General features: G+C 63.8%; 23 protein-coding genes and 1 pseudogene. 8 read left to right on the forward strand and 16 right to left on the reverse strand.

The window, feature by feature from the left end; genetic code table 11:
* Nucleotides 1-32 precede the first annotated feature (32 nt).
* The gene (locus V7Q53_RS07140; protein WP_333827838.1) at nt 33-1,406 is read left to right on the forward strand and encodes an aspartate aminotransferase family protein; all 1,374 of its coding nucleotides are present in this window, start codon (nt 33-35) and stop codon (nt 1,404-1,406) included.
* A 425-nt stretch (nt 1,407-1,831) separates the two neighbouring features.
* Nucleotides 1,832-1,975 (forward strand): annotated as a pseudogene (locus V7Q53_RS07145) (IS3 family transposase); the annotation flags it as partial.
* Nucleotides 1,976-2,200: 225 nt separating this feature from the next.
* On the opposite strand, the gene V7Q53_RS07150 reads toward V7Q53_RS07145, so the two are convergent.
* The 4 genes from V7Q53_RS07150 to V7Q53_RS07165 all read right to left on the reverse strand — a co-directional run bounded on the left by V7Q53_RS07150 (nt 2,201) and on the right by V7Q53_RS07165 (nt 4,468).
* Nucleotides 2,201-2,560, reverse strand: coding sequence for a DUF4260 domain-containing protein (locus V7Q53_RS07150; RefSeq protein ID WP_333827839.1), 360 nt, complete (start codon nt 2,558-2,560; stop codon nt 2,201-2,203).
* Nucleotides 2,561-2,734: 174 nt separating this feature from the next.
* A complete protein-coding gene (locus tag V7Q53_RS07155; RefSeq protein WP_333827840.1) occupies nt 2,735-3,325 on the reverse strand; it encodes an NADPH-dependent FMN reductase in 591 nt (196 codons plus the stop codon).
* A gap of 143 nt (nt 3,326-3,468) precedes the next feature.
* Nucleotides 3,469-3,705 (reverse strand): hypothetical protein, encoded by a 237-nt coding sequence (locus V7Q53_RS07160; RefSeq protein WP_333827841.1) that lies wholly within the window; start codon nt 3,703-3,705, stop codon nt 3,469-3,471.
* 115 nt (nt 3,706-3,820) lie between these two features.
* A complete protein-coding gene (locus tag V7Q53_RS07165) occupies nt 3,821-4,468 on the reverse strand; it encodes a LysE family translocator (RefSeq protein WP_333827842.1) in 648 nt (215 codons plus the stop codon).
* 258 nt (nt 4,469-4,726) lie between these two features.
* On the opposite strand from V7Q53_RS07165, the gene V7Q53_RS07170 reads away from it, so the two are divergent.
* From V7Q53_RS07170 to V7Q53_RS07185, 4 genes are all read left to right on the forward strand, one after another.
* The gene (locus V7Q53_RS07170; protein ID WP_333827843.1) at nt 4,727-5,644 is read left to right on the forward strand and encodes a LysR family transcriptional regulator; all 918 of its coding nucleotides are present in this window, start codon (nt 4,727-4,729) and stop codon (nt 5,642-5,644) included.
* A gap of 235 nt (nt 5,645-5,879) precedes the next feature.
* On the forward strand, nt 5,880-6,815 hold the full coding sequence (locus V7Q53_RS07175; protein ID WP_333827844.1) for a pirin family protein: 936 nt from the start codon (nt 5,880-5,882) through the stop codon (nt 6,813-6,815).
* Nucleotides 6,816-6,914: 99 nt separating this feature from the next.
* A complete protein-coding gene (locus V7Q53_RS07180; protein WP_333827845.1) occupies nt 6,915-8,189 on the forward strand; it encodes a DUF5996 family protein in 1,275 nt (424 codons plus the stop codon).
* A 222-nt stretch (nt 8,190-8,411) separates the two neighbouring features.
* Nucleotides 8,412-10,211: a monovalent cation:proton antiporter-2 (CPA2) family protein gene (locus V7Q53_RS07185; RefSeq protein WP_333827846.1), complete on the forward strand. Its 1,800-nt coding sequence runs from the start codon at nt 8,412-8,414 to the stop codon at nt 10,209-10,211.
* Nucleotides 10,212-10,589: 378 nt separating this feature from the next.
* On the opposite strand, the gene V7Q53_RS07190 is transcribed toward V7Q53_RS07185, so the two are convergent.
* The 9 genes from V7Q53_RS07190 to V7Q53_RS07230 form a co-directional block, all read right to left on the reverse strand.
* Nucleotides 10,590-14,258, reverse strand: a complete 3,669-nt coding sequence (locus V7Q53_RS07190; RefSeq protein ID WP_333827847.1) for a diguanylate cyclase domain-containing protein — start codon at nt 14,256-14,258, stop codon at nt 10,590-10,592.
* Between the two features lie 962 nt (nt 14,259-15,220).
* Nucleotides 15,221-15,484: a YjhX family toxin gene (locus V7Q53_RS07195; RefSeq protein WP_333827848.1), complete on the reverse strand. Its 264-nt coding sequence runs from the start codon at nt 15,482-15,484 to the stop codon at nt 15,221-15,223.
* Between the two features lie 247 nt (nt 15,485-15,731).
* Nucleotides 15,732-16,760, reverse strand: a complete 1,029-nt coding sequence (locus V7Q53_RS07200; RefSeq protein WP_333827849.1) for an ABC transporter ATP-binding protein — start codon at nt 16,758-16,760, stop codon at nt 15,732-15,734.
* Complete coding sequence (locus V7Q53_RS07205) at nt 16,760-17,545, reverse strand: ABC transporter permease (protein ID WP_333827850.1); 786 nt, start codon at nt 17,543-17,545, stop codon at nt 16,760-16,762. The genes V7Q53_RS07200 and V7Q53_RS07205 overlap by 1 nt, the downstream gene beginning before the upstream one ends.
* The gene (locus tag V7Q53_RS07210) at nt 17,542-18,405 is read right to left on the reverse strand and encodes an ABC transporter permease (RefSeq protein ID WP_333827851.1); all 864 of its coding nucleotides are present in this window, start codon (nt 18,403-18,405) and stop codon (nt 17,542-17,544) included. The genes V7Q53_RS07205 and V7Q53_RS07210 overlap by 4 nt, the downstream gene beginning before the upstream one ends.
* 24 nt (nt 18,406-18,429) lie before the next feature.
* Entirely contained in the window at nt 18,430-19,464 is a 1,035-nt protein-coding gene (locus tag V7Q53_RS07215) for an ABC transporter substrate-binding protein (RefSeq protein WP_333827852.1), read from the reverse strand.
* Between the two features lie 14 nt (nt 19,465-19,478).
* Nucleotides 19,479-20,426 (reverse strand): PfkB family carbohydrate kinase, encoded by a 948-nt coding sequence (locus V7Q53_RS07220; protein WP_333827853.1) that lies wholly within the window; start codon nt 20,424-20,426, stop codon nt 19,479-19,481.
* Nucleotides 20,426-21,451, reverse strand: a complete 1,026-nt coding sequence (locus V7Q53_RS07225; RefSeq protein ID WP_333827854.1) for an ADP-ribosylglycohydrolase family protein — start codon at nt 21,449-21,451, stop codon at nt 20,426-20,428. The genes V7Q53_RS07220 and V7Q53_RS07225 overlap by 1 nt, the downstream gene beginning before the upstream one ends.
* Before the next feature lie 2 nt (nt 21,452-21,453).
* The gene (locus tag V7Q53_RS07230; protein ID WP_333827855.1) at nt 21,454-22,164 is read right to left on the reverse strand and encodes a GntR family transcriptional regulator; all 711 of its coding nucleotides are present in this window, start codon (nt 22,162-22,164) and stop codon (nt 21,454-21,456) included.
* 337 nt (nt 22,165-22,501) lie between these two features.
* Here V7Q53_RS07230 and V7Q53_RS07235 point away from each other — a divergent pair, with 337 nt between their 5' ends.
* Entirely contained in the window at nt 22,502-23,101 is a 600-nt protein-coding gene (locus V7Q53_RS07235) for an outer membrane protein (protein ID WP_333827856.1), read from the forward strand.
* A 101-nt stretch (nt 23,102-23,202) separates the two neighbouring features.
* On the opposite strand, the gene V7Q53_RS07240 is transcribed toward V7Q53_RS07235, so the two are convergent.
* Both V7Q53_RS07240 and V7Q53_RS07245 read right to left on the reverse strand, forming a co-directional pair.
* On the reverse strand, nt 23,203-23,760 hold the full coding sequence (locus tag V7Q53_RS07240) for an ATP-binding protein (RefSeq protein ID WP_333827857.1): 558 nt from the start codon (nt 23,758-23,760) through the stop codon (nt 23,203-23,205).
* Nucleotides 23,761-23,866: 106 nt separating this feature from the next.
* Nucleotides 23,867-24,559, reverse strand: coding sequence for a DUF4336 domain-containing protein (locus V7Q53_RS07245; RefSeq protein WP_333827858.1), 693 nt, complete (start codon nt 24,557-24,559; stop codon nt 23,867-23,869).
* Between the two features lie 61 nt (nt 24,560-24,620).
* Between V7Q53_RS07245 and V7Q53_RS07250 the strand changes: the two genes are divergently transcribed.
* On the forward strand, nt 24,621-25,187 hold the full coding sequence (locus V7Q53_RS07250; protein WP_333827859.1) for a TetR/AcrR family transcriptional regulator: 567 nt from the start codon (nt 24,621-24,623) through the stop codon (nt 25,185-25,187).
* Nucleotides 25,188-25,202: 15 nt separating this feature from the next.
* Here V7Q53_RS07250 and V7Q53_RS07255 read toward each other — a convergent pair whose 3' ends face one another.
* The gene (locus V7Q53_RS07255; protein ID WP_333827860.1) at nt 25,203-25,829 is read right to left on the reverse strand and encodes a class I SAM-dependent DNA methyltransferase; all 627 of its coding nucleotides are present in this window, start codon (nt 25,827-25,829) and stop codon (nt 25,203-25,205) included.
* Nucleotides 25,830-25,865 lie beyond the last annotated feature (36 nt).

The raw sequence follows: 25,865 nt of genomic DNA on the forward strand, positions 1-25,865 counted from the left end.
AGCCACCCCCGTCCCACCGCAGGAGCCGCGCCTTGAACCGTCAAAGCCATATCTTCCACCGCAACGCCAACCACACCCCGCCCCGCGCCGCGCGGGGTGAAGGCGTCTGGATCATCGGGCAGGACGGGCAGCGCTGGCTGGATGCCTGCGGCGGGGCGGCGGTGTCGTGCCTCGGCCATGGCGACCCCGATGTGGTGGCGGCGATCAGCGCGCAGGCGGGCGCGCTGGCCTATGCGCATACCAGCTTTTTCACCACCGACGCCGCCGAAGATCTGGCCGATCTGCTGATCGAAGACGCCCCCGTCGGCCTGTCGCGCGTCTATTTCGTCTGCGACGGGTCAGAGGCCATCGAGACCGCGCTGAAAATGGCGCATCAATACCACCGCGAACGCGGCGAACCCACCCGCCAACACGTCATCGCGCGCCATCAAAGCTATCACGGCAACACGCTGGGCGCGCTGTCAGCCGGGGGCAACGCCGGGCGGCGCGCGGTCTATGGCGGGCTGATGCTGCCCAACACCTCGCATGTCGATCCCTGCTGGGCCTACCGCTTTCAGACCCCGGATGAGAGCGACCACGCCTATGGCGCCCGCGCTGCCGCCACGCTTGAAGCCGAAATCCTGCGGCTTGGGCCTGAAAACGTCTCATGCTTTCTGGCCGAAACCGTGGTCGGCGCCACGCTGGGCTGCGTCCCTCCAGCGCCCGGCTATTTCAAGGCCGTGCGCGAGATCTGCGACCGCTATGGCGTGCTTCTGATCCTGGACGAGGTGATGTGCGGCATGGGCCGCACCGGCACATTGCACGCCTGCGAACGCGAAGGGATTGCCCCAGATATCATGACCGTCGCGAAAGGGCTGGGTGCAGGCTATGTGCCGCTGGGCGCGGTGCTGTGCTCAGGTCAGGTATTCGACGCCTTCGCCCAGGGTTCGGGCAGCTTCATGCACGGCCATACCTTTGTTGGCCATCCCGTCGCCACCGCATCGGCGTTGGCTGTCCAGCGCGCGATTCGCGATCGCGGCCTGCTGACCAATGTCCGTGAGCGTGGGGCGCAGCTTCGCGCTGAGCTTGAGGCGCGGTTTGCCGATCACCCGCATGTCGGCGATATCCGGGGCCGCGGGCTGTTCCTCGCGCTGGAATTCGTCGCTGACCGCGAAACGAAGCGACCATTTGACCCGGAAAGGCGCTTCAATCAAACTGTCCGCAATGCGGCATTCACACATGGATTGATGGTTTACTCTGTTGCCGGTACAGTTGACGGCAGACATGGTGACCATGTCTTGCTGGCCCCGCCCTATACCGCAACTGAAAGTGACGTGGCGTATATTTGTGAGCGGCTTTATAATGCTGTTACCGCCGCCTCGCAAAGCGCGTTCCCGGGCCTTGATGAACAATCTGTAGGGCTGTGAACCGGATAACCTGAAAGCCCGCGCATCGGTCCGATACCCCACGTGTGATGGAACGTCTGGCAACGTGGTCGGCGGTGCCGGTTTGGCGGCATGCGGCGTTGAACATGTTACTTGGAGCGCATCCGTTCTTCGTGTGCCCATAGTTCGTCACCTTGCAGGTGCGCAAGGAGAGGCATAGCGGGCGCGTAGGTCCTTCAGCATCGCCTCCAGACGTATATCGAGATCCGCCCTCTCTCGCGCCATCGAGGCGTCGCCGCGCATGCTGGCAGCAGAAGAACTGATGGGGTTCCGCGATGGCAGGGTGCGGGCAAAGTCATCGCTGGCACGGAGCCGTCGACAGCCCGACGCACTTCAGTGGTCGAGGTTATGGTCGGTCCAAACGCGCGGGCGCTCCACGGCATAATTGGCCGCCTGCCTTGGCGGGGCGGCTGCATATCCTGCTGCGGCGCGAGGGCTGGCAGGTGAACCGGAAGAAGCTGTATCGCATCTACAAAGAGGAAGGGCTGACCGTACGCAAATGTGGCGGCGGAAAGCGTGCGTTGGGCACCAGAGCGCCGATGACAATCCCGAGACCCGGTCCACAATCCTGCCGCTCACACCGTATCTCGACACACTGCACTGAGTATTCATTGCCATGGCGCTCGGCAGCAACGCGGTCACAATCTGCGCCCGGCCCGATGACTGAAAACGAGGGCAACGCTGACCGACGGGCGCGTCACCACGCTTGCCGGATTGGCTTGGACGCGCACGGCGCTGTGCTCCGGTGGGAGCGGTGCCTGAAACCGGCTGAGCGGTCAGCCGATGTGCCCCAGATGCGTGATCCTGAAGCCTTCGGGAGACTTCAGTCCGAAGCCCAGCATCCGGTCGAAACCGGCATGGCCCATCCAGAGTGCGCCGAGAGCCGCGAGGGTGCCCGAGCCGATAGCGAAGCCGACGGCGAGCAGGACCATCCCGAGGGCGTAGACGTGTACGACGTTGTACACGACGGCGCCGGCCTTCGGGCCAAGCGCGTAGCCCGCGAAGCTGACATCGGGCAGGAAGAAAAGGATCATGGCCAACCACCAGGCGAGGCTGTGATCCAGATAGGCAAATAGTGCGATCGCGGTGACGAACACGATCGCCGCCTCGATACGTTGCCAGACGATGGTATCCATGCTGTTACCCTTTCTCCTGAGTTGGGAAGTCACCTGCCGGCGCGACCCTGCCATTGCCGGATTGCGCTGTCCGGTCGAAAGCGGCGGCCGGAGAGGGGCGGCAAGGTCGGTATCGTCTCTCGTGGCGATCCTGCGTCGTTGTGCTGAAAGACCCGGTCCGGGCATTGGCCTTGCTCAGTAGGGCGTGCCCGCATTCTGTCGCTGCACCCGGGCGGCTTCGGCCCACCAAGCGAGATCGGCAGCGAAGCGTGGAAAGGCCTTGGTGAGGGCGGCTCCGCCCTCGCCGACGGGCTGCGCGTCGGCATCCAGAGCCTTGCCGATGCCACCCACTGCGAGCGCGCTGGAGATCGGAACCATCCCCATTTCGGAAATCGTTCCGTACCAGGCGAGGGCGGCCCGGACCCCGGAGAAACGGCCTGCGGAATAGCTCGCAATTGCCGCGGGCCGCCAGAACCATTCCTCAAGGAAATGATCGGTCAGGTTCTTCAGCCCCGGCTGGACACCCCAGTTGTATTCACCGGTGACGAAGACGAACGCATCGGCATTGCGAATCCTCTCCGCAAGGTTTTCCATCGCAGGCGGAGCCTCGCCGGCGGGGTACTCCTTGTACATGCGGTCAAGCATGGGCAGGTCAATTGCCTTGGCGTCAATCAGCGCGGCATCGGCGCCGAGGTCGTTCAGCTCCCGGACAAGGTATCGGGCGAGGCGGATGCCCATCCGGTCGGTGCGGTAGGAGCCATAAAGGACGAGGATACGGTGGGCCATGATATCTCCCTTCGTTGAATTGGCAGGGTCGGCGATCAGGCAGCCCGTATCGGGGGCAGCGCGGTCGCCTACTTCTCCGGTTTCCCGAACATACCCTTGGCGCCCTCAGTCACCTTTTCGTTCGGCGTGCCCCCGCACTCACGTCACGATCCATTAGCGAACGCGCCGTGAAAAAGCAATTTGTTGCGGACGGGGGCGACAGTGCCAGCGACCGCCGCAGCGGTAATGGTTCTCAAGATATTGGTCATGGTCGTCTCTTCTGTCCAGATCGGGGGTGTGACGGGGTACGAAGAATCCGGCTTGATCTGCGACATACAAGCGTCTCGGCTGGTCACGAATTCAAGAAGATCGGCGTTCAGGACATCGGCATTCACCCTCACGGCAAGCACTCCTTGCTGAACACTGCGCGTGGAAGGCGTCGCGGGGTTTCACGCCCCCCGGAGGAAAGGCCGGATTCGCGGCAGGCACCGGGGCCAGGAGGATCGGGTTGGTTCGCTACATCGCGGCGCCCTGTGTGGCGGTCAGGGCAGACCAGATCATCAGCGCTCCGAAGGCCATGAAGATGATGCCGGTCAGCATCCGGCCGCGCCTCGCATGCTCCGGGTTGCGCAGCAGCCGGACGAAATGTCGGGCGCCGAAGGCATAGCCGCCGAGAATGATGAGCTTCACGACGACGAAGGACGCAACCAGAAGAGCGAGCACGGATGGTCCGCTCCCGACCGGAAGAAACTGCGGAAACAGTGCTGCGAAAAACAGGATGGCCTTTGGATTGCTGATCCCCACGCCAAAGGAGTGGAGCCAAAGCCCCAACCCGTTTTCCCGATGAACGGCCTCCACCCCCGTCGGGTCCGCTTGCGGCGCAGCAGGACGAAGAAAGCTCCATCCGAGCCAGATGATGTACGCCGCGCCCGCAAGGCGCAGGGCGAGGAAGGCAACCGGATAGGCCATGAGCAAAGCGCCCAGCCCGATGATGGAAGCCGTGGCCAGCAACGCGATCGCAACCAGATCGCCGCTCAGGGCGGCCAGCGCGCGGCGCCACCCGTAGGCAATGGCGTTGTTCACGATGAACACCGTGGACGGACCCGGCGTCGCGGCCTGGGCCGCGCTGACGAAGAGAAAGGTCAGATAGGCTGGGAATTCCATTTTCGCATCCTTCGGCGACGCTGACATGGCGGAGGGGAACAGGTCTGACGCAGCCTTCCCGCTTTGCTGCGTGGTTCTGGCAGAACGCGGCTCCGGCATCGCACGGAGGTTGAGCGCTCCATTCTTGCCGGTTGCACCACACTGGTTCGGGGTTCAGGCGCCCGGAGCGTTGTCGCCTGCACGCAATTTGCCGTTCCCTCGGGCAATAGGATAGTGCCATACTCGGGCAAACTGTGTCGCAGAACGGGGAACGCCGGAATGGACATCGAGGATCTGGATACATTCGTCGCCGTGGCCGATGCCGGGGGTATATCGACCGCAGCGCGCCGGCTCGGCGTCTCCAAGTCCATCGTCAGCCGGCGGCTCTTTCGGATCGAGGCGGAACTCGGCACACAGCTTCTCGCCAGGACGACACGCGGCGCCGCGCTCACCGAGGCGGGACTGACGTTCAGGGACCATGCCGCCCGGGCCAGCGCCGAGATCGATACGGCCAGGGAGTCGATCCGCCCGACCGGCGGGCTGCGTGGCCGTCTGAGGGTCGCCATGCCGCTTTCCATCGGTCCGACCCACTTCGCCCCCGCACTTGCGGAAATGGCGCATCGCCACCCGCACCTTCACATCCAGAGCTGCTACAGTGATCGCTTCGTCGATCTCATCGCAGAGGGTTTCGATTGCGCGCTTCGGGTCGGATATCTTGCGGATTCCAACCTGATCGCGAAGCGCATCGTCACGATCCATGGAACGCTTGTCGCAAGCCCGGACTATATAAAGACGCACGGTTCGCCTCAGACGCCGGACGAGATTGCCGCCCATGAGGCGCTCATGCAGGGCACCGAAGCCTGGCAATTCCTGGATGGCGACGCGGTCGTGACAGTTCAGCCACAGGGCAGGTTCAAGGCCGACAACGCTTTGGCGCTTGCTGCTGCCTCGGCAGCGGGGCTTGGCATCGCCTTTCTTCCAGATTGCATTACCCATGGCTATGTCGCGTCAGGCGCCCTCGTCCCAATCATGACGCACTATCCCCCACCACCGGCAGGCGCCTTTGTCGTCCGACCGCCCGGCCTGCATCCCGCACGGAAAATCCGGGTTCTGATTGATACGCTGGTGGACCATTGCGGGCGCAACCCGGCTATCTGGGGCCTTACCGGCCAAGAAAGGAAGGGCACGAAGCCCTGATCGGCAAGCAGTTCGGCGGCAGCTTGTGGCCAGCCCTCGCAACGGCCGGCGCGTTCCGCTTTGCGCGACACAGCTCAATGCGCAGCATGGCTAGCCTCCGGGGTGCTGCGTCGTCAAATTAGGGCCCTGACGCAACAGCACCGCCCAACCGCTCGGGCGATCAGGATGCGTCGGGATCAGGCCTTTGCATCGGCAGGCGCGACGCCGGCCACGAGCACACGAGAGGATGAAGCGCATGAGTTGGAACCCCGCACTCGACCCCGGCTGCCCCGATGAGATCGGCGTCGACGCTATCGAGACGCTCATCGTCCCCCGGTCCCGCGATCTGGGCGGGTTCGAGGTCCGGCGTGCCCTGCCCGCGCCCAAGAGGCAGATGGTCGGGCCGTTCATCTTTTTCGATCAGGCCGGGCCAGCGGAACTGCTCACCGGACAGGGCGTCGATGTCCGGCCGCATCCGCATATCGGGCTGGGCACCGTCACCTATCTTTTTCGCGGCGACTTCCACCACCGCGACAGCACCGGCGCCGATCAGATCATCAGCCCCGGCGCGCTGAACTGGATGGTGGCCGGGCGTGGCGTTTCACATTCTGAACGCACGTCATCGACAGCCCGCAGCGGGCCGAACAGCCTGTTCGGCATCCAGACATGGCTGGCCCTGCCCGACGCCCATGAAGACATGGCACCGAGTTTTGAACATCACGGCCAGGACGCGCTGCCGATGATCGAGGATCACGGCGTTTCCGTCCGGTTGATCCTTGGCAACGCCTATGGAAAGACAGCGCCCGCCACGATGCTCTCGGAAACCTTCTATGCCGACGTGACGCTCCAACCCGGTCGCCGCCTGCCCATGCCGGACGATCATGAAGACCGGGGTATCTACATCGTCGAAGGCTCCATCTCGGTCGCGGGGCAGGATTTTGACGCGGGCCGGATGATGGTCTTCCGCCCGGGCGACAGGATCACCGTCGCCGCAGGCGACCGGGGCGCGCGGCTCATGATCCTTGGCGGCGCCACCTTTTCCGGCCCCCGCTACATCTGGTGGAACTTCGTCGCCTCGTCGCAGGAGCGCATCGAAGCCGCCAAGGCCGAATGGCGCGCCGCAAGGTGGGGCAAGGGGCGTTTCGATCTCCCGGTCGATGACCGCGACGAGCATATCCCGGCACCGGATTGACCGGTGCTGATGAAATGGCTGGCGGGGCGCGATGCAGGCGGCCCGCAACCCGATAGCGATCCCCCGCAAGCGACAGATGCCGAAAGGAGACGACACGCAATGACCACCAATTGGCCCCGACTTGACTACCTTGGATGGCGCGAGACCTGTTCCGCCCTGCATCTGTATCTGCAGATCGTCGGCAAATACCGGCTCGCCCATACGCCATGGCTCAACCATTCCTGGAACGCGACATTCTATGTCACGCCGACCGGCCTGACATCCGCACCGATACCGGACGGTCCGGGCATCGAGATCCGGTTCGATTTCCGCGAGCATATGGTCATCGGCACCTGCGGCAACGGTCGCGAGGCAAGGTTCGGGCTGGAGCCCTCCACGGTTGCAGCGTTCCGCGCGAATTTCGTGCAGATGATTGCTGATATCGGTGGCACGCCAACGTTCAACGACACGCCGAACGAGGTGCCCAACCCCGTCCCGTTCAGCGAGGATCATCGCGATCGGCCCTATGACCGGGATGCGGTGCAGCGCTATCATCAGGCGCTGGTCGCAATTGACAGGGTGATGGGCAGGTTCCGGACCTCCTTTCTCGGCAAGTCCAGCCCGGTTCACCTGTTCTGGGGGGCTATGGATCTCGCGGTTACCCGTTTCTCGGGGCGGCGCGCGCCGCTCCACCCTGCCGGCATCCCTTCCCTGCCGGACGACGTGGCGCAGGAGGCCTATGACCGCGAGGTATCCTCGGCAGGTTTCTGGCCGGGCGGCAATGGCATCGATTATCCCGCCTTCTATGCCTACGCCTATCCGGCGCCCGGCGGGTATCGGGGCGCGCAGGTGCGGCCCGAGGCGGCGTTCTGGCATGAGGGCCTGTCGGAATTCCTGCTGCCTTACGATGCCGTGCAGAGTGCAGCCGATCCCGACGAGGCCCTGATGGCTTTCCTGGTCTCGACTTACGAGGCCGCCGCCGACCTCGGACACTGGGACCGCGCACTACTGGAGTGCGCACCGGGCCAACCGCGCCAGGTGCGCCGTCCCAGCGCAGGACGGGCGGATACGGAACCTGCAAGGGATGCGCCTTCGCCGACCGACATTCCGGTGGTACGGGACGATGGCGAATCGAAGGGGCGCTACCGCTTGGTAATCGATGGCAACGAGGCCGAAATGACCTACAGCCGGGTCGGCAAAAGTCAGATCATCATCGACCACACCGAAGTTCCCGACGTCTTGCGTGGCCGCAAGGTGGGAGAAAGGCTTGTGCGACAGGCGGTCGAGGATGCGCGGCGGGACAGGGTGGTCATCATCCCGCTCTGCCCGTTCGCGAAGGCACAGTTCGGTCGCCATCCGGACTGGCAGGACGTGTTGCGCCAGCCGAAAACCTGACTGCCGATGGACCGTATCGCGCGCTGGACGCGCCATTCCGGGCCCATGGGCGGCGCGCTGACGGTGCTGCCGGGCCTTGAGCCGCAGGGCAGCGCGATCGGCGAAAGCCTGCCCGACTGAAGAAACCATCGTCTGCCGCCGACGTGATCCGGCGGCTGGCACCCAGTGAAAATGACGCCTGGCGCCGCCGCGCACCGGCGCGCAATTCTTAGGAGCGAGCCAATGGCCGCAGAGGGGTTAGGGCCGACCATCGGTCCTGTGGTCGTGCTGTTGGGGGCGGCGGTGATTGCCGTGCCGCTGTTCCGGCGTCTGGGGTTGGGGTCGGTGCTGGGGTATTTCGCCGCTGGCGCGCTGGTGGGGCCCTCGGCGCTGGGTTTGTTCACGGACCCTGACACGATCCTGCATTTCGCCGAGCTGGGCGTGGTGATGTTCCTGTTCATCATCGGGCTGGAGCTGCGCCCGCAAAAGCTGTGGGCGCTGCGGGGGCAGATCTTCGGGCTGGGGCTGGCGCAGGTCAGCCTTGCAGTCGCCCTGCTGTCGCTGGCGGGTGACATGGTGTTCGGGCTGCCACCGGTCACGGCCTTTATCGCCGGTGCCGGGTTCGTGCTGTCCTCAACCGCGGTGATCATGTCCACCTTGCAGGAGCGCGGCGAGATCGCGAGCCCGGAGGGGCAGAAATCGGTTTCGATCCTCTTGTTCGAGGATCTGCTGATTGTGCCGTTGCTGGCGGTGGTGGCCTTTCTGTCGCCTGTCGGTCAGGGCGAGTGCGGAATGGGCGCCGTGGCGCTGGCGCTGGCCGGGCTGGTGGCGCTGCTTGTCGCCGGGCGCTGGCTGCTCGATCCGCTCTTTGCCCTGCTCGCGCGCGCCCGTGCCCGCGAGGTGCTGAGCGCCGGGGCGCTTCTGGTCGTGTTGGGGGCCGCACTCCTGATGGAGGCCGTGGGCCTTTCGATGGCGATGGGCGCGTTTCTGGCCGGGGTTCTGCTGTCCGGCTCCAGCTATCGCCATCAGATCGAAAGCGACATCGAGCCGTTCAAGGGCCTTCTGATGGGGTTGTTCTTTCTGGCGGTCGGCATGTCGCTGAATCTGACGGTCGTAGCGGCGGAATGGCCGCTGCTGCTGGCGATGCTGGTGGTCTATGTGCTGGTCAAGGCGGTGGCCATCTATGCGACGGCGCGGGCCTTTGGCGGGGCCAATCTGCCCGCCTTGCGCCGCACGGCGATGTTCGCGCAAGGCGGCGAATTTGCCTTTGTCCTCTACACAGCCGCTCTGGCAGGCGGGGTCATCGATGCACGCGAAAATGCGATCTTCTCGACGGTCGTGATCCTGTCCATGGCGATCACGCCGTTGATCCTGATTGCCGCCGACCGGCTGCTCCGCGCCCCCGATGCCGCGCTGGACGGGGTCGAGGCGGCAGCTGGGCTGCGCGGGCAGGTCCTTGTGATCGGCTTCGGGCGATTTGGCCAGATCGCCCTGCAGATGCTGCTGGCGCGCTGCGCGCAGGTCTCGGTGATCGAGAACAACCCCGACCGCATCCGCGAGGCGGCGCGCTTCGGCTTCAAGGTCTACTACGGCGATGGCACGCGGCTCGACATCCTTCACGCCTCGGGCGCGGCGCAGGCGCAGGTGGTCCTGATCTGTGTCGATGATCGCCGCGCCGTCAACGCGATCGTCGAGCTGATCCAGCACGAGTTTCCGAATGCGGCAGTGCTGGCGCGCAGCTATGACCGGGGCCATTCAATGGAACTAATCCGCGCGGGCGTGGACTTTGAAGTCCGTGAGACAGTTGAATCGGCCCTGCAAATGGGCGCCGAAGGGCTACGCCGCCTTGGCTGGGATGAGATCGCGGTGACCGACGCGCTGGACGACATCCGCCGCCGCGATGTGCAGCGCCTGACCGAACAGGTGCAGGGCGATTTCATGTCCGGACGGGACAAGATGCTGTCAGCGCCAGAGCCGGAGCCTCTGGGCCCACCCAAACCCAGAAAAAGGCAGATTCCTGACGAAAAAATGAATCTTGGCTGAAGATGGGCGTTCGACTGGCCCCCTTGGCCTGCGACAGAGGCACCCTGCCCGGATACCGGGCAGGAGAACGCAGCAATGAGACAGGATGCAGGGTGCGCCCGCAGCGGATCAGGCGAAGGCGGGGATCTCGGGCACATCCGCCTGCAGGCCGGTGCATCATGCCCAACCCGTCCGGACACGAGCTCGGAAACCGGCAGCACGATCTCGTCGACCAGCGCACCGGCCTCGCTCAAAAGTGCGGTGGTTTCCGAGTTCAGCGGGCATCCGTTGAGTGTTGCACACGCTCTGGTAAGCCGAGGTGGTTCAGGCCTTTCCAGAGGTCGCACATTACGCGCCGCCGGCACTTTTTGAGACGCATTCAGTTCGGCGCATAATTTCTCAGAACAGGCTTTGGGGATGGATATCGCCCCGCGGGACTTTTCGGTGACCAACGAGACTCATGCGTGCACTTTCGTGCAAATCCCGTTGCCGCTCGACCCGTTCCAACATGCGCGCGCGCTTGCTCATGTCTGATACAATTGTCAGAAGCCCGTTAATCTCGGCGGCGGGGCGGGCAGGAGCAAAAAAGTAGCCCTGCACCTCCCGACATCCCTCAGTGCGCAGCCGGGCGAGTTGCTCCATCGTTTCGACACCTTCGGCCGTTACTGCCATGCCCTGGCTCTTGGCGAGCGCAAGAATTGCCCTGACGATGCCAAGTGACCCATCGTCATCGTGCATGTCTGCGATGAAACTCCGGTCGATTTTGAGCCTGTCGAAAGGGAACCTGCGAACGGAGCTGAGCGAAGAGTAGCCGGTGCCGAAGTCGTCAAGCGAAACACGCACGCCAAGATCCCGGAGGCTGTGCAGGGAGGCCAGCGTCGCGCCGGTGTCCTGCAACATTGTTGTTTCGGTGATCTCAAGCTCCAGCCGCTCAGCCGCCAGTCCTGACCGCTCCAGCGCAGCCACCACGTCGCGCACCAAATCACCATGCAGGAACTGTGCGGGCGACACGTTCACTGCGAGCATGACATTTTTCGGCCATTTTGCAGCTTCCATACAGGCTTGATCGAGCACCCATGCGCCAAGCTGACCGATCAGCCCGATCTCCTCTGCCAGGGTCACGAACTCGCCGGGTGGCACATGGCCGCGCCGGGCATGGTTCCAGCGCAGCAGCGCCTCGAACCCGGCCACCTGATTGGCCTCGATATCCACAACCGGCTGATAGTGAATCTCGAATTCTTCACCAGCAAGCGCTTTCCTGAGGTCGAGTTCCAGTTCGCGCCGCGCCTTTGTCATGGCGTCCATTTCTGGCGCGAAAAAGCGGAAAGTTCCGGGCGCTTCCAGCTTGCATCGGTTGAGCGCCATTTCCGCCATTTTGAGAATCTCATCAGCATCGTCGCTGTCGGTCGGAGCATCCGCAATCCCGATGCTGACGCCGACAATCACCTGATGGCCATCGATTTCATAGGGTTGGCTCACAGTCGTGATGATCCGTTCCGCCAGCTCCCTTGTCATGTCGGGATGCTGCTCGACCTGAAGAACGGCAAAAGTGTCGCCGCCGAGACGAGACACGAAATCGCACCCGGGCATCGCTTTGCGCAACCGTTCCGCAACTTCGCGCAGCAGGGCATCACCCAGCGGGTGGCCGAGGGCATCGTTGACCCCCTTGAAATGATCGAGATCGAGGCACATCAGCGCCAGGCGGGTGCCACGGTTCAGTGCCTGAGCCAGTTCATCGCGCAAGAGAACGCGGTTGGGCAGGCCGGTCAGCGCGTCGTGGTGGGCCATGTGCGCGATCTGCGCTTCTATCCGCACCCTTTCGGAAATGTCATCATGCATGGCGACCCAGCCACCGTCCTCCAGGGGGCAATGAGTGATGGCGATTGATCGACCGTCGGCCAGATGATGCTGCTTGACCGAGGCTGTCTGCTCTTCGGCTGCTTCTATACGCTCCCGCAGGTAGTCTTCCGGCTCGCCCCTACTGAACTGGCCGCTCGCAATCCTGCCCTGAAGGATCTGCCGGAAGGGTGTGCCCGGCTGCATCTGCTCGGGTGGGATGCCATACATCCTGGCGAACTGAGCGTTGCACATGACAAGCTTTTTGTCCGCATCAAACATGCAGACGCCTTGCGAAACGTGGTTGAGGGCCTTGGTGAGGCGGGCGAAATGCAAGCCGAAAGCATCGGCCTGGCTCTCATCCGGCCGGACACTGAAAGCGGGCTTTTGCAGCAGTTCGAGCCGATGCGCCTGGCGGGACTGAAGATGGTTCGCCATTGCGGGTTCGTAGACACTATAGTTCAGGCTGGTGCCCTTGGTTTCCTTCGCGCGATAAAGCGCCAGATCCGCGTTGCGGATAAGCTCTTCAGGCTGGCTGCCATGCATGGGGGCCATGGCGAAACCCATGCTGATACCAATCGTGAACTCCGACCCGGCTTTGCCAAAGGGCGCGCGCAGAGCCTCAGAAATACGCCGGGCGATCCCGGCACTGCCGTCGGGAGCGGCGGGCCCCGGCTGGATGATGGCGAACTCGTCCCCTCCGAGCCGTGCCACCACATCTTCCTGACGCACCAGACCGGCAAGTCGGCCAGCAATCTGCTGCAGAAGAAGATCTCCGACATCGTGCCCCCTGAGATCATTCACCATCTTAAAGTCGTCGATGTCAATCAGCACGAGGGTCAGCTCGCAGCGGCGACGGCCGCAGTCCAGCCCGGCTGCCAGCCGCTCGCCAAACAGCCTACGGTTGGCAAGGTTGGTCAGCGGGTCATGTTTGGTCAGATGGATCAGTTCGTCAGTCAGGCGGCGTTGCTCGGTCACATCGCGGAAAAAGACGCTCAGGTTGTCAACCGCCGGAAACGCATTGATTTCAAATCGGGTGCATTGAAACGACATCTCGAAGTCCACCGGCGTCTGGTGCTCCATCGCCCAGACATATTTTTCCTGGAGGTCAGTGCCGGCAAACTCCGGAAAGAGCTCCCAGAGCAAGCCCCCGAGGCGGAGTTCGGCGATCATGTCGAAAGCCCTTTGGTTGGCGAAAGTGACCCGCCACTGCGTGTCGAGGACGATCACGCCATCGGTGGTGCTCTCAAGCACGCGCGACAGGCGTTGCTCGCTTTCGGCAAGCCGTCTGGCGCTGTCTTCTGCCTCATGCCGCAACTCCCGCTCTGCTCCGATCAGCGCGTATTCGCGCAGGGCCAGCAATGCCGCAATGCAAAACAAGGTCGGCAGAATAAAGACATGTTCAATTTGCAGGTCTTGCCATCGGGCTGCCGCTACCGCAGCCACGATTGCTGCGATCGCCCCGGCCGGAATCAGGGCTTCTGCCGGCCGGGGCGGCTGCCTGCGCGCAGTCGGCTCAGCGGCGACGTCGCTCGCGTCCCTGTGCTCCAACGCAGCCCAGGCCATGAAGACAACCGCGGCGATCCACAGAACGTCATAGAAGGCGCCGACGGCATAAGTTCCATTCAGAGTATCGAAGCCCAGGAAAAAATTGGCGACAGCATTGGCGCCGGTCGCGATCAGAATAAGCAGAAACGGAAAGCGGCGATCGTTCCGGACATAAAAAGCGAAGCACAAGAGGCCGAATGTCCAGGCGCTAAGACCCAAAGCCGCGAGGCTGAAAACGACGAAGGTGCCCAGCCGCCCTGTCTCGGAGCTACTCAGAAGCGGCGCGTAAATAATGAAGCCGACGGCCACCGCCGAGCATAGCGCAAGGGCGAAGTTGGTCACCTGGATCCGGCTGCCTGGCGAGTCCGAAAGGGAATAGTGGAACATGCCCATCAGGACCAGAACACTGGAGGCAAAGAAGAAAGCGTCAACCGCGCTCGGAAACGGCAAAACCACGCCAGCCAAGGCATAGGCCGCCCAGGTCAAGTTGCCGACCATGAACATAAGACAGGCCAGCCCGAAGCAGCGCCAGGCTTTGCGTCCTGACCCATCGCATCGCGCAGCCACGCGCAACGCAATCAGACCACTCACAAAAGAGCTCACGATCCATCCTGCGACATACCAGAGCTCGGTGGCGGACGAGCCCAGCCTGAGCAGCGCCGGGACCAGGGCAAACAGGACCATGAAGCTCACCAGAAGGATCAGGACAGACCATCGTCCCCCAAGCCTGCCCAGGCGAGCAGCTGTCCGGGGCAAGATCTGCCTTCGGTCGGATCCTGTGTTCTCCACTGCGGGAGTATCTCCTCATAACTGTTTGGCCGCTAACGCGTAGAAGTTGCATAAGTCCGGCGGATCCGCGTTTTCTTGGGGCTCCGGGCAGTGCCGCACCGCCAGAGCCGCGAAAGTTGGCCATGTGGCCAGATGAGACAAACGCGTTCGTTGGTGGATCAGATGTCGCTTTCTTGCAGTGGGCAGGCTGCCCTCTGTCGCCGATCTCGCCAGGTCACCAACGCCGCTCTGCCGGAAATGCTGCAACAAGCGTAAACTGCAGGTCGAGGGAAGCTGGGTAGCGGGACCAACCGACCACAACTGGCCGGAACTTCCCTCATTTTCATTGCGCCCAAGGCCCTGAGCCAGGAGGAACAGGCGCGACGCATCGCAGCCATCTAAGCGCATTCCCGCTTCCATTGGTTTGCGATATTTTTCCGCCCACTTCCTCGCTCCTCGTTACCGGGACTCGAGCCTCCAGCGGCCGTGCCGGGATTAAGCGTAAACACCGACAAGGGCAAAATTTGGGCAGTTTCACCGATCACCCACTGCGAAGTCGGGCCTCATCTTTCGGAATTCCAGGCGTGACTCAGGAAATATCTCGGCCGACCTTGATCCGATCACCCGCGACCGGGGCAATCGCGCCGGACGGGATCAGGTCATCGTCGACGGGAAGGAAGTGTTCTGCGGCGATCGACAATCAGTGGTGCCCCAGATCGCCGGTGTCATCCGCAGCAAAGTAACGGTGGTGGCAGAAGTTGCAGGGGTGGCGCGGTCGGTGCCGGCTGTGATGCCGCACTGCAGGGCGCCGTTCCCTGCCCGGGCGAACCGGGCCGCACAACGGATCATGCGGCCCAGGCTGTTGTCAGGTCAGCCTGTCATGCCCCCTGATTGTCGGGCTGCGCGCGCAGCGACAGGCGGCCTCGTTTCGAGATGCGGTAGGGGCTGCCAGAGAGGGATTCGATCAGCCGCTTCCGCCGCAAGCGGTTGAAGGTCATCAGGTCAAACCCGGCAAGGATCATCCCCTCGCGGGTCACGCAGGTGACGGCAACGATTCTGGAGCCGCTCTCGCGCTCATGCAGGATGCGGCCACCAAGGGCCAGAACGTGCAGCGCACGTTGTTCGTTTCGTGAGATATTCATGGAAGTCTCGTGCTACAGACGTGAAAAAACGCCCGGATGCCACGCATCCGGCGGCTTCGGTTTCACGAGGCTCTCTGACGATCAGAGAGCCGTATCACACAAGCTCTGACATCCACTCTCCATTGCCTGAGCAGCGTCGCCGCCGCTCAGAGGTAAAACTAGCAAGCCTTTGACCGCAGAACAACCCGGTTGCGACAATCAGCCACGACGGCATCGACCGGGAACAAGTGCCGGCGCGAAGCGCAAGTTACTGTTGCGCAACGGTGATTGTGTCTTCAGGAGACCACGCCAGCCATGCCGCGCCCAAGTCCGAAGCCGTATCAGACGGCTCCGGAATATCCCGGTCACGCCCGACGACCTTCCACAGGGTTCCGTCAATATCGACGATGCAGGTGGCCAGCGCCCCGGCGAAGATGCGCTGGACCACGCGCCCTTGCAGCGCAAGGCGGCCATCGGTGGGCGCGGCGCTCAGGATGCTCACGGCCTCAGGCCGCGTTCCGAAACGGTGGCTTTCTGGCGTGGCGGGCAGGTTCAGCCCGGCAAGGCGGCCGGGCGGTATCCAGTTGGCATCGCCCAGAAAACCCGCCGCGAAGGCATCAACCGGGCGGGAATAAACCTCACGCGGGGTGCCGATCTGCAGCATCCGGCCGTCTTTCAGAATGCCGATCTGGTCGGACAGGGTCAGCGCCTCTTCCTGATCATGGGTGACAAAGATGGTTGTGATGCCGATCTCGCGCTGAATGCGCTTCAGTTCGATCTGCATATCCACCCGCAGCGCCTTGTCCAGCGCCGACAGCGGTTCATCGAGCAGCAGAACCTTGGGGTTGGTGACGATGGCGCGCGCCAGTGCCACGCGCTGGCGCTGCCCGCCCGAAAGCTGGGTGGGCCTGCGCGCGGCCATGTCACCAAGCTGAACCAGATCCAGCACCTCGGCCACGCGGCGGCGTTCCTCGGCCATGCCGACCCTGCGCACCCGCAGCCCGAAACCCACATTCTCGGCGACGCTCATGTTGGGAAACAGCGCATAGCTTTGAAACATCATGCCGATGTCGCGCTTTTCCACAGGAACCCGGCCCACATCCTGCTGGCCGATCTTCACGCGGCCTGCATCCGGGAAATGAAAGCCCGCGATGGTGCGCAAAAGCGTGGTCTTGCCGCTGCCGGAGGGGCCCAGCAGCCCGAAGAACCCGCCATCGGGAAAGCTGATCGAGATATCGTCCAGCACCGAGACCGTGCCGAACCGCTTCGTCACACCGATAACATCAACAGCCGACATCAGCGTTCTCCTCCGAATCTGGAATAGCGGGCGGCGATCAGCACAAGAGCCATGGAAATGCCAATGATGATGGTTGAAATGGCGTTGATCTCGGGCGTGAAACCCTGCCGGATCGCGGTGTAGATCAGCACCGGCAAGGTGGTGTCACCGGGCAGCGCCAGGAAATAGGAGACGACGAACTGATCAAAGCTGACCGCAAAGGCGAAAAGCGCACCCGCAACGATACCCGGCATGATCCATGGCAGGGTGACGCGGCGCAACACGGTCCAGCTGTTCGCCCCCATCGAGCGCGCGGCCTCTTCCAGTGCGATGTCAAAACTGCTCAGCCGCGCCGATACGGTGACGATGACATAGGGCAATGCCAGTGCGACATGGCCGATGATCACCGCCGGGGTGCCCCGGCCAATGCCGACGGAAAAGAAGAAGATCAGCATCGCCGTGCCGGATATCAGCCATGGAATGGCAATCGGCGGGAACAGCAGTATCTGAAGCAGCCGCTTGCCACGGAAATCATAGCGGAACAGTGCGACCGAAGCCGCCGTGCCAAGCGCCGTGGCAATGAGTGTGGTGGCGCTGGCGATCAGGACCGAGCGCAGCGCGGCATCCAGTATCTGCGCATTGCCGGAAAGCTGCTCATACCAGCGTGTCGAGAACTCAAACGGCAGCTGGTAGAACTGCGAGGCATTGAACGACATCGCCGCCATGACGAAAATGGGCGCGTAGAGAAAGAACAGGATCAGCAACAGCCAGACCCGCCCGGCGATGGTCAAAAAGCCGTTGCTCATGTGCGCGCCCTCTTCAGCGCGGGGCTGGCCAGCGCAAGGATCAGCAGCACCACCGCCAGCAGCACGAAGGAGAGCGCCGCGCCAAGCGGCCAGTTGTAGACCGCCACGAACTGATCCTCGATGACGGTGCCGTAATAGGTGCCAAGACGCCCGCCAAGGATGCGCGGCTCCATGAACGAACCCATCACCGGAACAAAGACCAGCACCGCCCCGGCAATCAGCCCCGGCGCTGCCAGCGGCAGCAGAAGGCGGCGCAGGATGGTCAGCCTGGACGCGCCCATGGTGCGCGCGGCGTCAATCAGGTCATCGTCGATCGCCTGCAGCGCAAGGTAGCTCGTCAGGATGACATAGGGCAGATAACTGTGCACCAGCCCGATCACCACCGCCGAGGTTGTGAACATCAGGTTCAGCTGAATGTCGAAGGGTAGGATGCTGGAAAGGCCGCGCTCCAGCACACCATTTCCGCGCAGCACAATCGCCCAGGAGAAGATGCGCACCAGCGAATTGGACCAGAATGGCAGGATCACCAGCAAAAACAGCGCCTCGCGCGCGCGCCCACGGATGCTTTTGGCCAGAACCAGCGCGCAGGGAAAGCCTATCAGCACACAGATTGCGGTGACGCCAAGCGCCAGATACAGCGATTTGCGCAGCAGGATCAGATAGGTCGGGTTCGTGAAGAACTCGTGGTAGTTGCCCAGCGTCAGGCTCCAGGTGGCGCCTGCGCCGGGCATTCTGTCCAGAAAGCTGAAGAACAGCATTGCCGACAAGGGCAGAAAGATCGCCACCAGAAGCCAGAGATACGCGGGCGACAGCAGCGTGAAAAGCTGTCTGCGGTCCGTGTTGGTGAGAACTTCTGCCATGTCGTCTGCCCTTTGCCGTGCGGGTTACTGGGCGGCCTTGAGCGCCTGCCAGAGCCGCAGATAGCTTTCGCGGGTTTCGTCGCTGATGGCCGACTGGAACTGCACGCGGGCCACCACTTCGGGATCGCTCAGCACCTCGCGGTTGAACGAATCCGCAGGCAGGGCATCCATCGCCGCGGCATTTGCCGAGGCAGGCGCGCCCTCCTCGGCCCAGCGGGTGTAAAAGGCCGGGTCCAGCATCCAGTCGATGAACGCAAGCGCCGCCTCAGACTGGGTTGAACCCGCCGGGATCGACAGGCTGTCCAGCCAGCCGACCGCCCCTTCTTCGGGCACCACGAACGCCACCGGCAACCCCAGCGCGATGGAGCGCGCCGCCGAGCCCGACCAGTAGGTGGCCACGTCGAACTCGCCGGCGGCCATGTACTGGTTCCAGTCATTCTCGCTGCCCCAGAAGGTGCGCACCTGCGGCATCAGTTCGCTCAGCACCTCGCGCACCCGGTCCAGATCATCAATCTGGTTGATATCCTGCCCGGTTGCCAGCGCGCCAAGCTGCACCGCCTCCACGGCATCGTCGCGGATCGAAATGCGGCCCTGCCGCGCCGGGTCCCAGAGGGTCTGGAGCGAGGTGGGCAGTTCCGGAAAGGCGGCGGTGCTGACCGCGATCGAGGTCAGGCCCCATGTCCAGGGAACACCCACCACCTGCCCCTCATGCGACAGCTTGGGGTCTTCGGCGAATGAGGGGGTAAGATCGGCGTAATGGGTCAGCGCATCGGTGTCGATGGGCGTGATCAGCCCCTCGGTTGCGGCCTGCCCGGTGAAGGCGGCGTTGATCATCACCACGTCATAGGCACCGGGGTTGGTGCGCAGCTTGGTCAGCATTTCCTGTTCGGAATTGAAGTATTCGTGCACAACCGTGTGGCCGGTCGCCTCTTCAAAGGCGGCGATGGACCAGGTGATATCGGTGCCATAGCCCTGCCAGTTGAGAACGCGGATCTGGTCCGCGCTGGCCATCTGTGCAGATACCAAAAGGGCCGGAAGAACGAGAATTGCAGTTTTCATGCGGGAAACTCCTGTTAGCCATGAAAGGAGCCGTTCAGCGGCTCTCTGGGGTTTGTATGGTTGAGATGCTCCAGCACTTCGGCACTGTTGGGCGCGGTGGCCGGGCCTTCCAGGGTGGTGGAAAGAGCAGCGGCGATATTGGCGTAATGCAGCGCGGCAAGCGGATCGCCGGTCAGGGATATGCGCGCGATGAAGCTGCCGATATGGGTGTCGCCCGCGCCGTTGGTATCGACGGCGGCAACCGCATAGGCCGGAACCGTTACACTGCGCTCATTGCGGATCAGGGTCGCGCCCCTGGCCCCAAGCCGCAGAACCGCCCCCTGCCGCCCCGCCGCGAGCGCGTCACCAAGGCGCGCGGGCGGCAGGCCGGGAAACAGCACCGCCGCCTCGGCCTGATTGGCGCTGATCCAGTCAGCCCGTTTCAGCACAGGGGCAAGCACGGCAACGGGGATCTGCGCGGCCACGGGTGAGGGGTCAAACAGCACCGAGACCCCGGAGGGCAAGGCCGCGATCCAGTCCGACACCGCCCCTGCCGCGCCGGGATAGGCCAGCGTATAGCCCGAAAGCAGCAGCCAATCCCCCTGCCCCACGCTGACAGCGGCCAGATCTGCGGCGCTGATACGGCCCTCGGCACCGGGGGATGCGATGAAGCTGCGCTCCCCATCGGGTTCGATCAGGACAACGCAGCACCCCTGATCCGCCTGACGAACAGGCGCCCGCGCAAGGGTAATGTCATGGCGCGCAAGCTCCTGCGCCACCACCGTGGCAAACGGGCCGGTGCCCAGACTGCCCGCCAGCACCACCTCCATCCCCGCCCGGCGCGCCGCCACCATGGCGTTGAACCCGCCGCCGGCGGCCATGGAAAAGCCGGTCACCACCGCCTCTTCACCCGAGGCAGGCAAGGCCATGACCTTATAGACAAGGTCCAGCACCGGGCCGGTGATCTGGAAAAGCCGCGCCATCAGGCCATGCTCCGCTCAGAGTGGCGCAGCGCCAGAAGCGACCGGGCCAGCGCCGGGATATCCAGCGCATTCGCGGCCTCGATCCGCCCGATGGCCGCGCCGGGCAGCGCTGATGCGCCCTGACAGGCCCCGGCCATGGCCCCGGCCATCGCGCCAATCGTGTCGGTGTCATCGCCGATATTGGCCGCCAGCAGCATGGCGGCCCAGCCATCGCCCCCCGTCAGCCGCAAAAGGCCAAAGGCCGTCGCCACCGACTCGCGGCTCTGAACCGAGGTGCCGATGGCATCGACAAGCGCCGCCACATCTCCGCGCTGCGCGACCTCCAGCGCCCGTGTCAGCCGCGCCTGCATGTCGCTCTCGCCGAAATCGCTGCCTGCCTGCTGCCCCAGAAGCGCGGCTTCCAGCGCCAGCGGCACCGCCTCTTCAAAGGTCATGCCGCTGATCCCGGCGGAAACCACCATTGCCACGGCAGCGGCCCCGCCAATGGCCTCGCCGGTGTTATGCGTGACGCGGCAGGTCATGGCCACCTTCCGGGCGATCTGCGCGGGGTCCGGCGGGGTCATGATACCCACCGGGGCGATACGCATCGCCGCGCCGTTGGTCGTGCCGCGCAGGCCCGTCAGCTCCGGCGAAACCCCGTCCAGCAGCGCGCTGAGCGCAGCCTTGGAAGAGGGGCCAAGCAGATCGCGCAGCCCCCGCGCACGGATATCCGCCTCCCACCCCATCAGATCCCGCGCCCAGCCCAGATCATCGAAACCCGTGGGGTCAAGGATCAGACGCCGGGCAAGCAGCAGGCTTTGTTCGGTGTCATCGGTCACCTGCCCCGCGCTCAGCCCATGCGAGACCGGATGCCCCTCACAGGGCGCCACAAAGCCGGTGATCTGGCCATAATGCTGCGCAATCTCCGCACGTGTCAGGGTCTGCGACGGCATGCCAAGCGCATCGCCGATGGCAAGCCCGTAAAGGGCGCCCTTGCTGCGATCGAATGCCTGCGCGTCAACGGGCGTCTGCGGATCAGGGCGCATGTTCAGAACTCCATCCGCATGCCGAAATGTCTGGGATCAAGCAGGGTTTCGACAAATTCCACCACCCCGCCCGCGGCGTTGCGGGTCAGGCGGCGCAGCCTCAGCATCGGCTCCCCGGGGGTGCGGCCCATCAGCGCCGCCTCGCCTGTGCCCAGCGAAAGCAGCACATTCGCCCATTCCTTGCCACTGCTGGCGCTCTGCCCGCAGGCCGCAAGCGTCTTGCTGAGCGAGCCCTCAAGCAGGCCGTTTTCCAGAACGCCTGCAAAGCTGTCATGCCAGGGCATGCGGCTGCGCTCAAGCGTCAGGCCGGTTCCGTCATCCTGCCGGAACCTCACCCGGTCAACCGCCAGAACAAACTGCCCCTCGGCAATATCCGGCATCTCAAGGTCCGGCAGAATCCGCGCGATCCTGATCACGCGGGTGCCGATACGCATGCCACGGTCCGCCAACGCCACGCTCCAGCCTGCGGGGCTGTCCAGCAGCTTGTCGCCGAAGGTCACGAAAGAGCCGATGCCCACCCGCGTCCGGATCAGCCCCTTCTCGGCCAGAATGCCAAGGCTTTTGCGCACCGTGGTCCGTGAGACGGAGAACCGTTTGACCAGCGCGCTCTCACTGGCCAGCGCATCCCCGTCAGATATCTTGCCCTTGAGAATTTCCTGCTCAAGGGTTGCGGCGATGATCTCGGGCTTGGACTGCATAGGCTGGATATTCATACCTGTCTCTTCCTGTCTGAATAAGACTAGACAGGTTGATATCTCCCTGTCAATCGCCTCCCGTAGATCCGCTCCCGGCATGGTGGAAAATTTCAGAGCCGGACGCCCCCGGCCCTGCCCCGCCCACATGACGGGGCTGAGCGGCTGAACGCCGACGTGCGCGGTAACCCGCCGTTGTCATTTTTGTGATCGCCAGCCCTGTTGCGGTCTGGCAACAGTTCAGCGCATTAGGGGGAAGAGCTTGTACGATGCAGGAACCTTTACCCGGAACCGCGCATTTAACTCTGACTAATGAAGCAGTCTTGACGTGAGGCTGACTTGGCAAGGAGAAGACCAAATGAAAAAACTTATCGCCATCGCACTGGTTAGCGGTTTCACCGCCCCCGCTTTTGCAGGCAGCATGGTTGAACCAATCGTGGAGGCCCCTGTCATGGCCCCCGCACCGGTTCAGCATTCCAGCGTAAACTGGACTGGCGCCTATCTCGGTGCGACGCTCGGCTTTGGCCGCGCGACCTGGGACAACGCTGCAGGCAGCGGCCGGACCACCGGCGGCAGCGGCGCTCTGCACGGCGGTTACAACATGGACCTGGGCGACTGGGTTGCTGGTGCTGAACTGTCGGTCGCTCCTGGTTTCGATCAGACCGTTGGCAACCGTGAAGTCAGCTGGGGCGCTTCCGCCCGTCTGCGCGCTGGCCCGAAATTCGGTCAGGATGGCCGCCTCTGGGGCTTCGGTACCCTGGGTGCCACCCGTGTCAGCCATGATGCCGTTGGCGGTGGCGACAGCCGCAGCAACAATGGCTGGGTTGCCGGTGTCGGCGTCTCGCACCTGATGCAGAACAACATGATCGTGACCGGCGAAGTGCTGCACGGCCGCACCCGCGGTGATTCCGGTGTGCGCACCACGGGCGTTGCGCTGGGCGCTTCGTTCCGCTTCTGATCTGACCGATCTGCACGAATGCTGACGGGGCGGCGAAAGCCGCCCCGTTTTCTTTGGTCCGCTTCCTTTTTTGCCGTCCGACCGTTCCAGCCGTCGCAATGTCAGGCCCGCGCGTGGGAAAGCATCTGCGCCACGCGCAGCGCCAATGCGCCGGAGGGTTGCGCGCCGTCAAGGCGCAGAACCGGGGCGGTTTGTTCACGCAACCAGAGCTCATGCTGCGCCAGATTGCGCCCGCTGAACGCGGGGTCGTCATAGCGCGATGCCCAATTTCTGAACGCCATATGCGCCGCGTGCATATCGCCGCCCGGCAGGATCCGCGCGCCGTGCCGCGCTGCCTCCCGCGCATCGAGGCGCTGAAGCCGCAGCGCGGTGCTTGTCTGAACAAACACAATCAGATCAACCTGATCGATCAGGGCATCCCCCCAACCGATGAAGGAACCCGTCAGCACCCAGCCATCGGCCTCGCTTTGCTGTTGTCCGATGAGGCGCACCCGCTCGTCGGGCGGGCGCTTGGTGGTGAAGGGCGGGTCGGTGGGCATCCAGTAAAAATCATCGACATCCAGTTGCGGAACGTCTAACTGCTGGCTCAACAATGCGCCTAGGGTGGAGACACCCGCGCAGGATGCCCCCGTCAGATAGATGCGTGGCCGGTTTTCCATACTGCCCTCACCTGTGGACAAGCTGGCTTACCGCGCCGCCTCGGACGGATCAACGGCAGAGTTTCGGCACTTTCCTCGCGGGCATCACTGCTGCCGGAAGGCTCCCTCAGGGCCTCAGCCATCGGAGCGCATGGCGCAGAAAGGCCTGCCCCTGCGCCGTGACGGGTGCGCCATGGGCCATCAGAACCTTCTCTGTCGGCCATTCCAGAATCTGCCGTATCGCCGCTCGGGCCGCCGCCCGGTCGGTAAAGGCCAGCCGGAACTTGCGTGGAACCGAGGGTTCGGGCGCCGTCATCAGGTCAAGCCGGGCGAGGATGGCCCGCCAGCCGGTGAACCAGCCCGGCGGGAACTGTTGCAGCAGATCGGTAAAAAGGGCGGTCCGGCTGGCACGGTGGAAGAAGACCGCCTCTGTCGTGATCTGGTTGCCGCGCACCACCACCACGTCAATTTCCCCGTCCCAGCCGGGCAGCATGGCGGTGCCGATCTCGCCCGCGATTGTGATATCCGGGCGCTTCTCGCGCAGACCGGGCGGGGCGAAGACCTGAGCCTGCGGAAAGGCGCGGTGCCAGTCTGCAAGGAACGTGTGGTGCAGGCTGTTCGGCGCGATCAGATAGCGGACCTTGCCCAGGGCCTCGATTTGCGCGCGCAGTTCAGGGCCAAGCGCAACGGGTGACCACAGAACCAGATCGCCGTTACGCAGGCGGAGGACGGCCATGCGGGTGGGGTAATGAAACCCCGCCGCTGCCGTCACAACCGGCCCGTCAGCAATCCAGATATCCGGCCCGAACTTGGTCAGCATGACACCCTCCACGAATCTTTACAGATGTATAAAATTACACTAGTGTATACTTATGGCAAGCATGAAACGCACCGACCGCTCCCGCGCCCAGATCCTCGACGCCGCCGATGCCGCCTTCCGGCAGTCGGGTTTTGACGGCACCTCGGTTGAGGAAATCGCCACCCGCGCCGGGCTGACCCGCAAGACCGTCTACAACCTCTTCCGCTCGAAAGAAGACATCGCGCTGAGCCTGATCGCGCGTGCCGAGGCGGCAGATACCGGCTACCGCGCGCGCATTGCCGCGAATGAAGATGCCGTGGCGCTGATGGAAATGGTGCTCATCGACAGCGCGCACTGGTGCATTGCCAACCCCGCACTGGCCCGGCTTGCACTGGCACCGCGCGAAAGACCATCCGCCCACCCGCCGCCGGATCGCCCGTCTTTTCAGGGGCTTGTGCGTGATACCGTGGTGCTTGGCCAGCAACAGGGGCGCATACGGCAGGACGAACCCGCCGGGTTCATGGCGCTGATCCTGCTGGCGGTTTATGGTCAGGCGATGCTGAGCGCTTTGCCCGGCGCCACGGTCAGCGAGGCCGAAATCCGCAAGATCGTCCGGCTGGTGGTGGAGGGGATCGGCGCCGGAAACTGACCCGGCCGCCCTGCCCTACACCACGCCCGCCGCTTTCCGCGCCAGCCAGATCGTCGCACCACCGCAGGAGGCGTCGTTTTCGACATGGCAGATCACCTCAAACCCGTTCTTTTCCAACCGCTGCCGGTATTCAGCGCTATCGAGGCTTCCATGATAGAGCGGCTGCCCCTCGAACGTGCCGATCGCCTCGCCCTGCTCCGTGCCGGAGGTGAACAGCAGCGCGGCACCGGGAAGGGCAAGACGGCTGAAGGTTTCAAACAGCGGCCGCTGGTCTTCGGGCGTCAGGTGGAAAAAGCTGTGCCACGCCACCAGCCCGTGAAACCGCCCCAGCGGCGGCAGATCGCGCATATCGGCGGTGATCCATCTTTGCGCCGGAAAGCGCGCGCGGGCGATATCGGTCATCGCTGCGGCGCCGTCCACGCCGGTGATATGGCAGCCGTTTTCAATCAGATAGCCTGCGATGGGCTGGCCGGTGCCACAGCCAAGATCCAGAACAGCGCGCTCGCCGGGCGGCCCTGAGGGCAGCGATGCAAGGAAGCGTTCCAGCCAGGGCCGCTCCATCAGCGCCGTTGCGCGCAGGGTAAGCCAGGCGGCGGCGTGGGTCTGATAAAGGTCAATCACGCTGTCAGCGGCTTTGGACATCCCCGTTCCCTTTCCGGCCCGCCCCAGACTGCCGCA

Origin of the sequence: Pararhodobacter sp., assembly GCF_036802785.1 — a bacterium.
Lineage (GTDB): Bacteria > Pseudomonadota > Alphaproteobacteria > Rhodobacterales > Rhodobacteraceae > Pararhodobacter.

Excerpts from the sequence above, each read along its gene's own strand:
- V7Q53_RS07150 (WP_333827839.1), bottom strand. The coding sequence starts at position 2,560 with ATGGATACCATCGTCTGGCAACGTATCGAGGCGGCGATCGTGTTCGTC.
- V7Q53_RS07155 (WP_333827840.1), bottom strand. The coding sequence starts at position 3,325 with ATGGCCCACCGTATCCTCGTCCTTTATGGCTCCTACCGCACCGACCGG.
- V7Q53_RS07165 (WP_333827842.1), bottom strand. The coding sequence starts at position 4,468 with ATGGAATTCCCAGCCTATCTGACCTTTCTCTTCGTCAGCGCGGCCCAG.
- V7Q53_RS07170 (WP_333827843.1), top strand. The coding sequence starts at position 4,727 with ATGGACATCGAGGATCTGGATACATTCGTCGCCGTGGCCGATGCCGGG.
- V7Q53_RS07175 (WP_333827844.1), top strand. The coding sequence starts at position 5,880 with ATGAGTTGGAACCCCGCACTCGACCCCGGCTGCCCCGATGAGATCGGC.
- V7Q53_RS07180 (WP_333827845.1), top strand. The coding sequence starts at position 6,915 with ATGACCACCAATTGGCCCCGACTTGACTACCTTGGATGGCGCGAGACC.
- V7Q53_RS07185 (WP_333827846.1), top strand. The coding sequence starts at position 8,412 with ATGGCCGCAGAGGGGTTAGGGCCGACCATCGGTCCTGTGGTCGTGCTG.
- V7Q53_RS07190 (WP_333827847.1), bottom strand. The coding sequence starts at position 14,258 with ATGGTCCTGTTTGCCCTGGTCCCGGCGCTGCTCAGGCTGGGCTCGTCC.
- V7Q53_RS07195 (WP_333827848.1), bottom strand. The coding sequence starts at position 15,484 with ATGAATATCTCACGAAACGAACAACGTGCGCTGCACGTTCTGGCCCTT.
- V7Q53_RS07200 (WP_333827849.1), bottom strand. The coding sequence starts at position 16,760 with ATGTCGGCTGTTGATGTTATCGGTGTGACGAAGCGGTTCGGCACGGTC.
- V7Q53_RS07205 (WP_333827850.1), bottom strand. The coding sequence starts at position 17,545 with ATGAGCAACGGCTTTTTGACCATCGCCGGGCGGGTCTGGCTGTTGCTG.
- V7Q53_RS07210 (WP_333827851.1), bottom strand. The coding sequence starts at position 18,405 with ATGGCAGAAGTTCTCACCAACACGGACCGCAGACAGCTTTTCACGCTG.
- V7Q53_RS07215 (WP_333827852.1), bottom strand. The coding sequence starts at position 19,464 with ATGAAAACTGCAATTCTCGTTCTTCCGGCCCTTTTGGTATCTGCACAG.
- V7Q53_RS07220 (WP_333827853.1), bottom strand. The coding sequence starts at position 20,426 with ATGGCGCGGCTTTTCCAGATCACCGGCCCGGTGCTGGACCTTGTCTAT.
- V7Q53_RS07225 (WP_333827854.1), bottom strand. The coding sequence starts at position 21,451 with ATGCGCCCTGATCCGCAGACGCCCGTTGACGCGCAGGCATTCGATCGC.
- V7Q53_RS07230 (WP_333827855.1), bottom strand. The coding sequence starts at position 22,164 with ATGAATATCCAGCCTATGCAGTCCAAGCCCGAGATCATCGCCGCAACC.
- V7Q53_RS07235 (WP_333827856.1), top strand. The coding sequence starts at position 22,502 with ATGAAAAAACTTATCGCCATCGCACTGGTTAGCGGTTTCACCGCCCCC.
- V7Q53_RS07240 (WP_333827857.1), bottom strand. The coding sequence starts at position 23,760 with ATGGAAAACCGGCCACGCATCTATCTGACGGGGGCATCCTGCGCGGGT.
- V7Q53_RS07245 (WP_333827858.1), bottom strand. The coding sequence starts at position 24,559 with ATGCTGACCAAGTTCGGGCCGGATATCTGGATTGCTGACGGGCCGGTT.
- V7Q53_RS07250 (WP_333827859.1), top strand. The coding sequence starts at position 24,621 with ATGAAACGCACCGACCGCTCCCGCGCCCAGATCCTCGACGCCGCCGAT.
- V7Q53_RS07255 (WP_333827860.1), bottom strand. The coding sequence starts at position 25,829 with ATGTCCAAAGCCGCTGACAGCGTGATTGACCTTTATCAGACCCACGCC.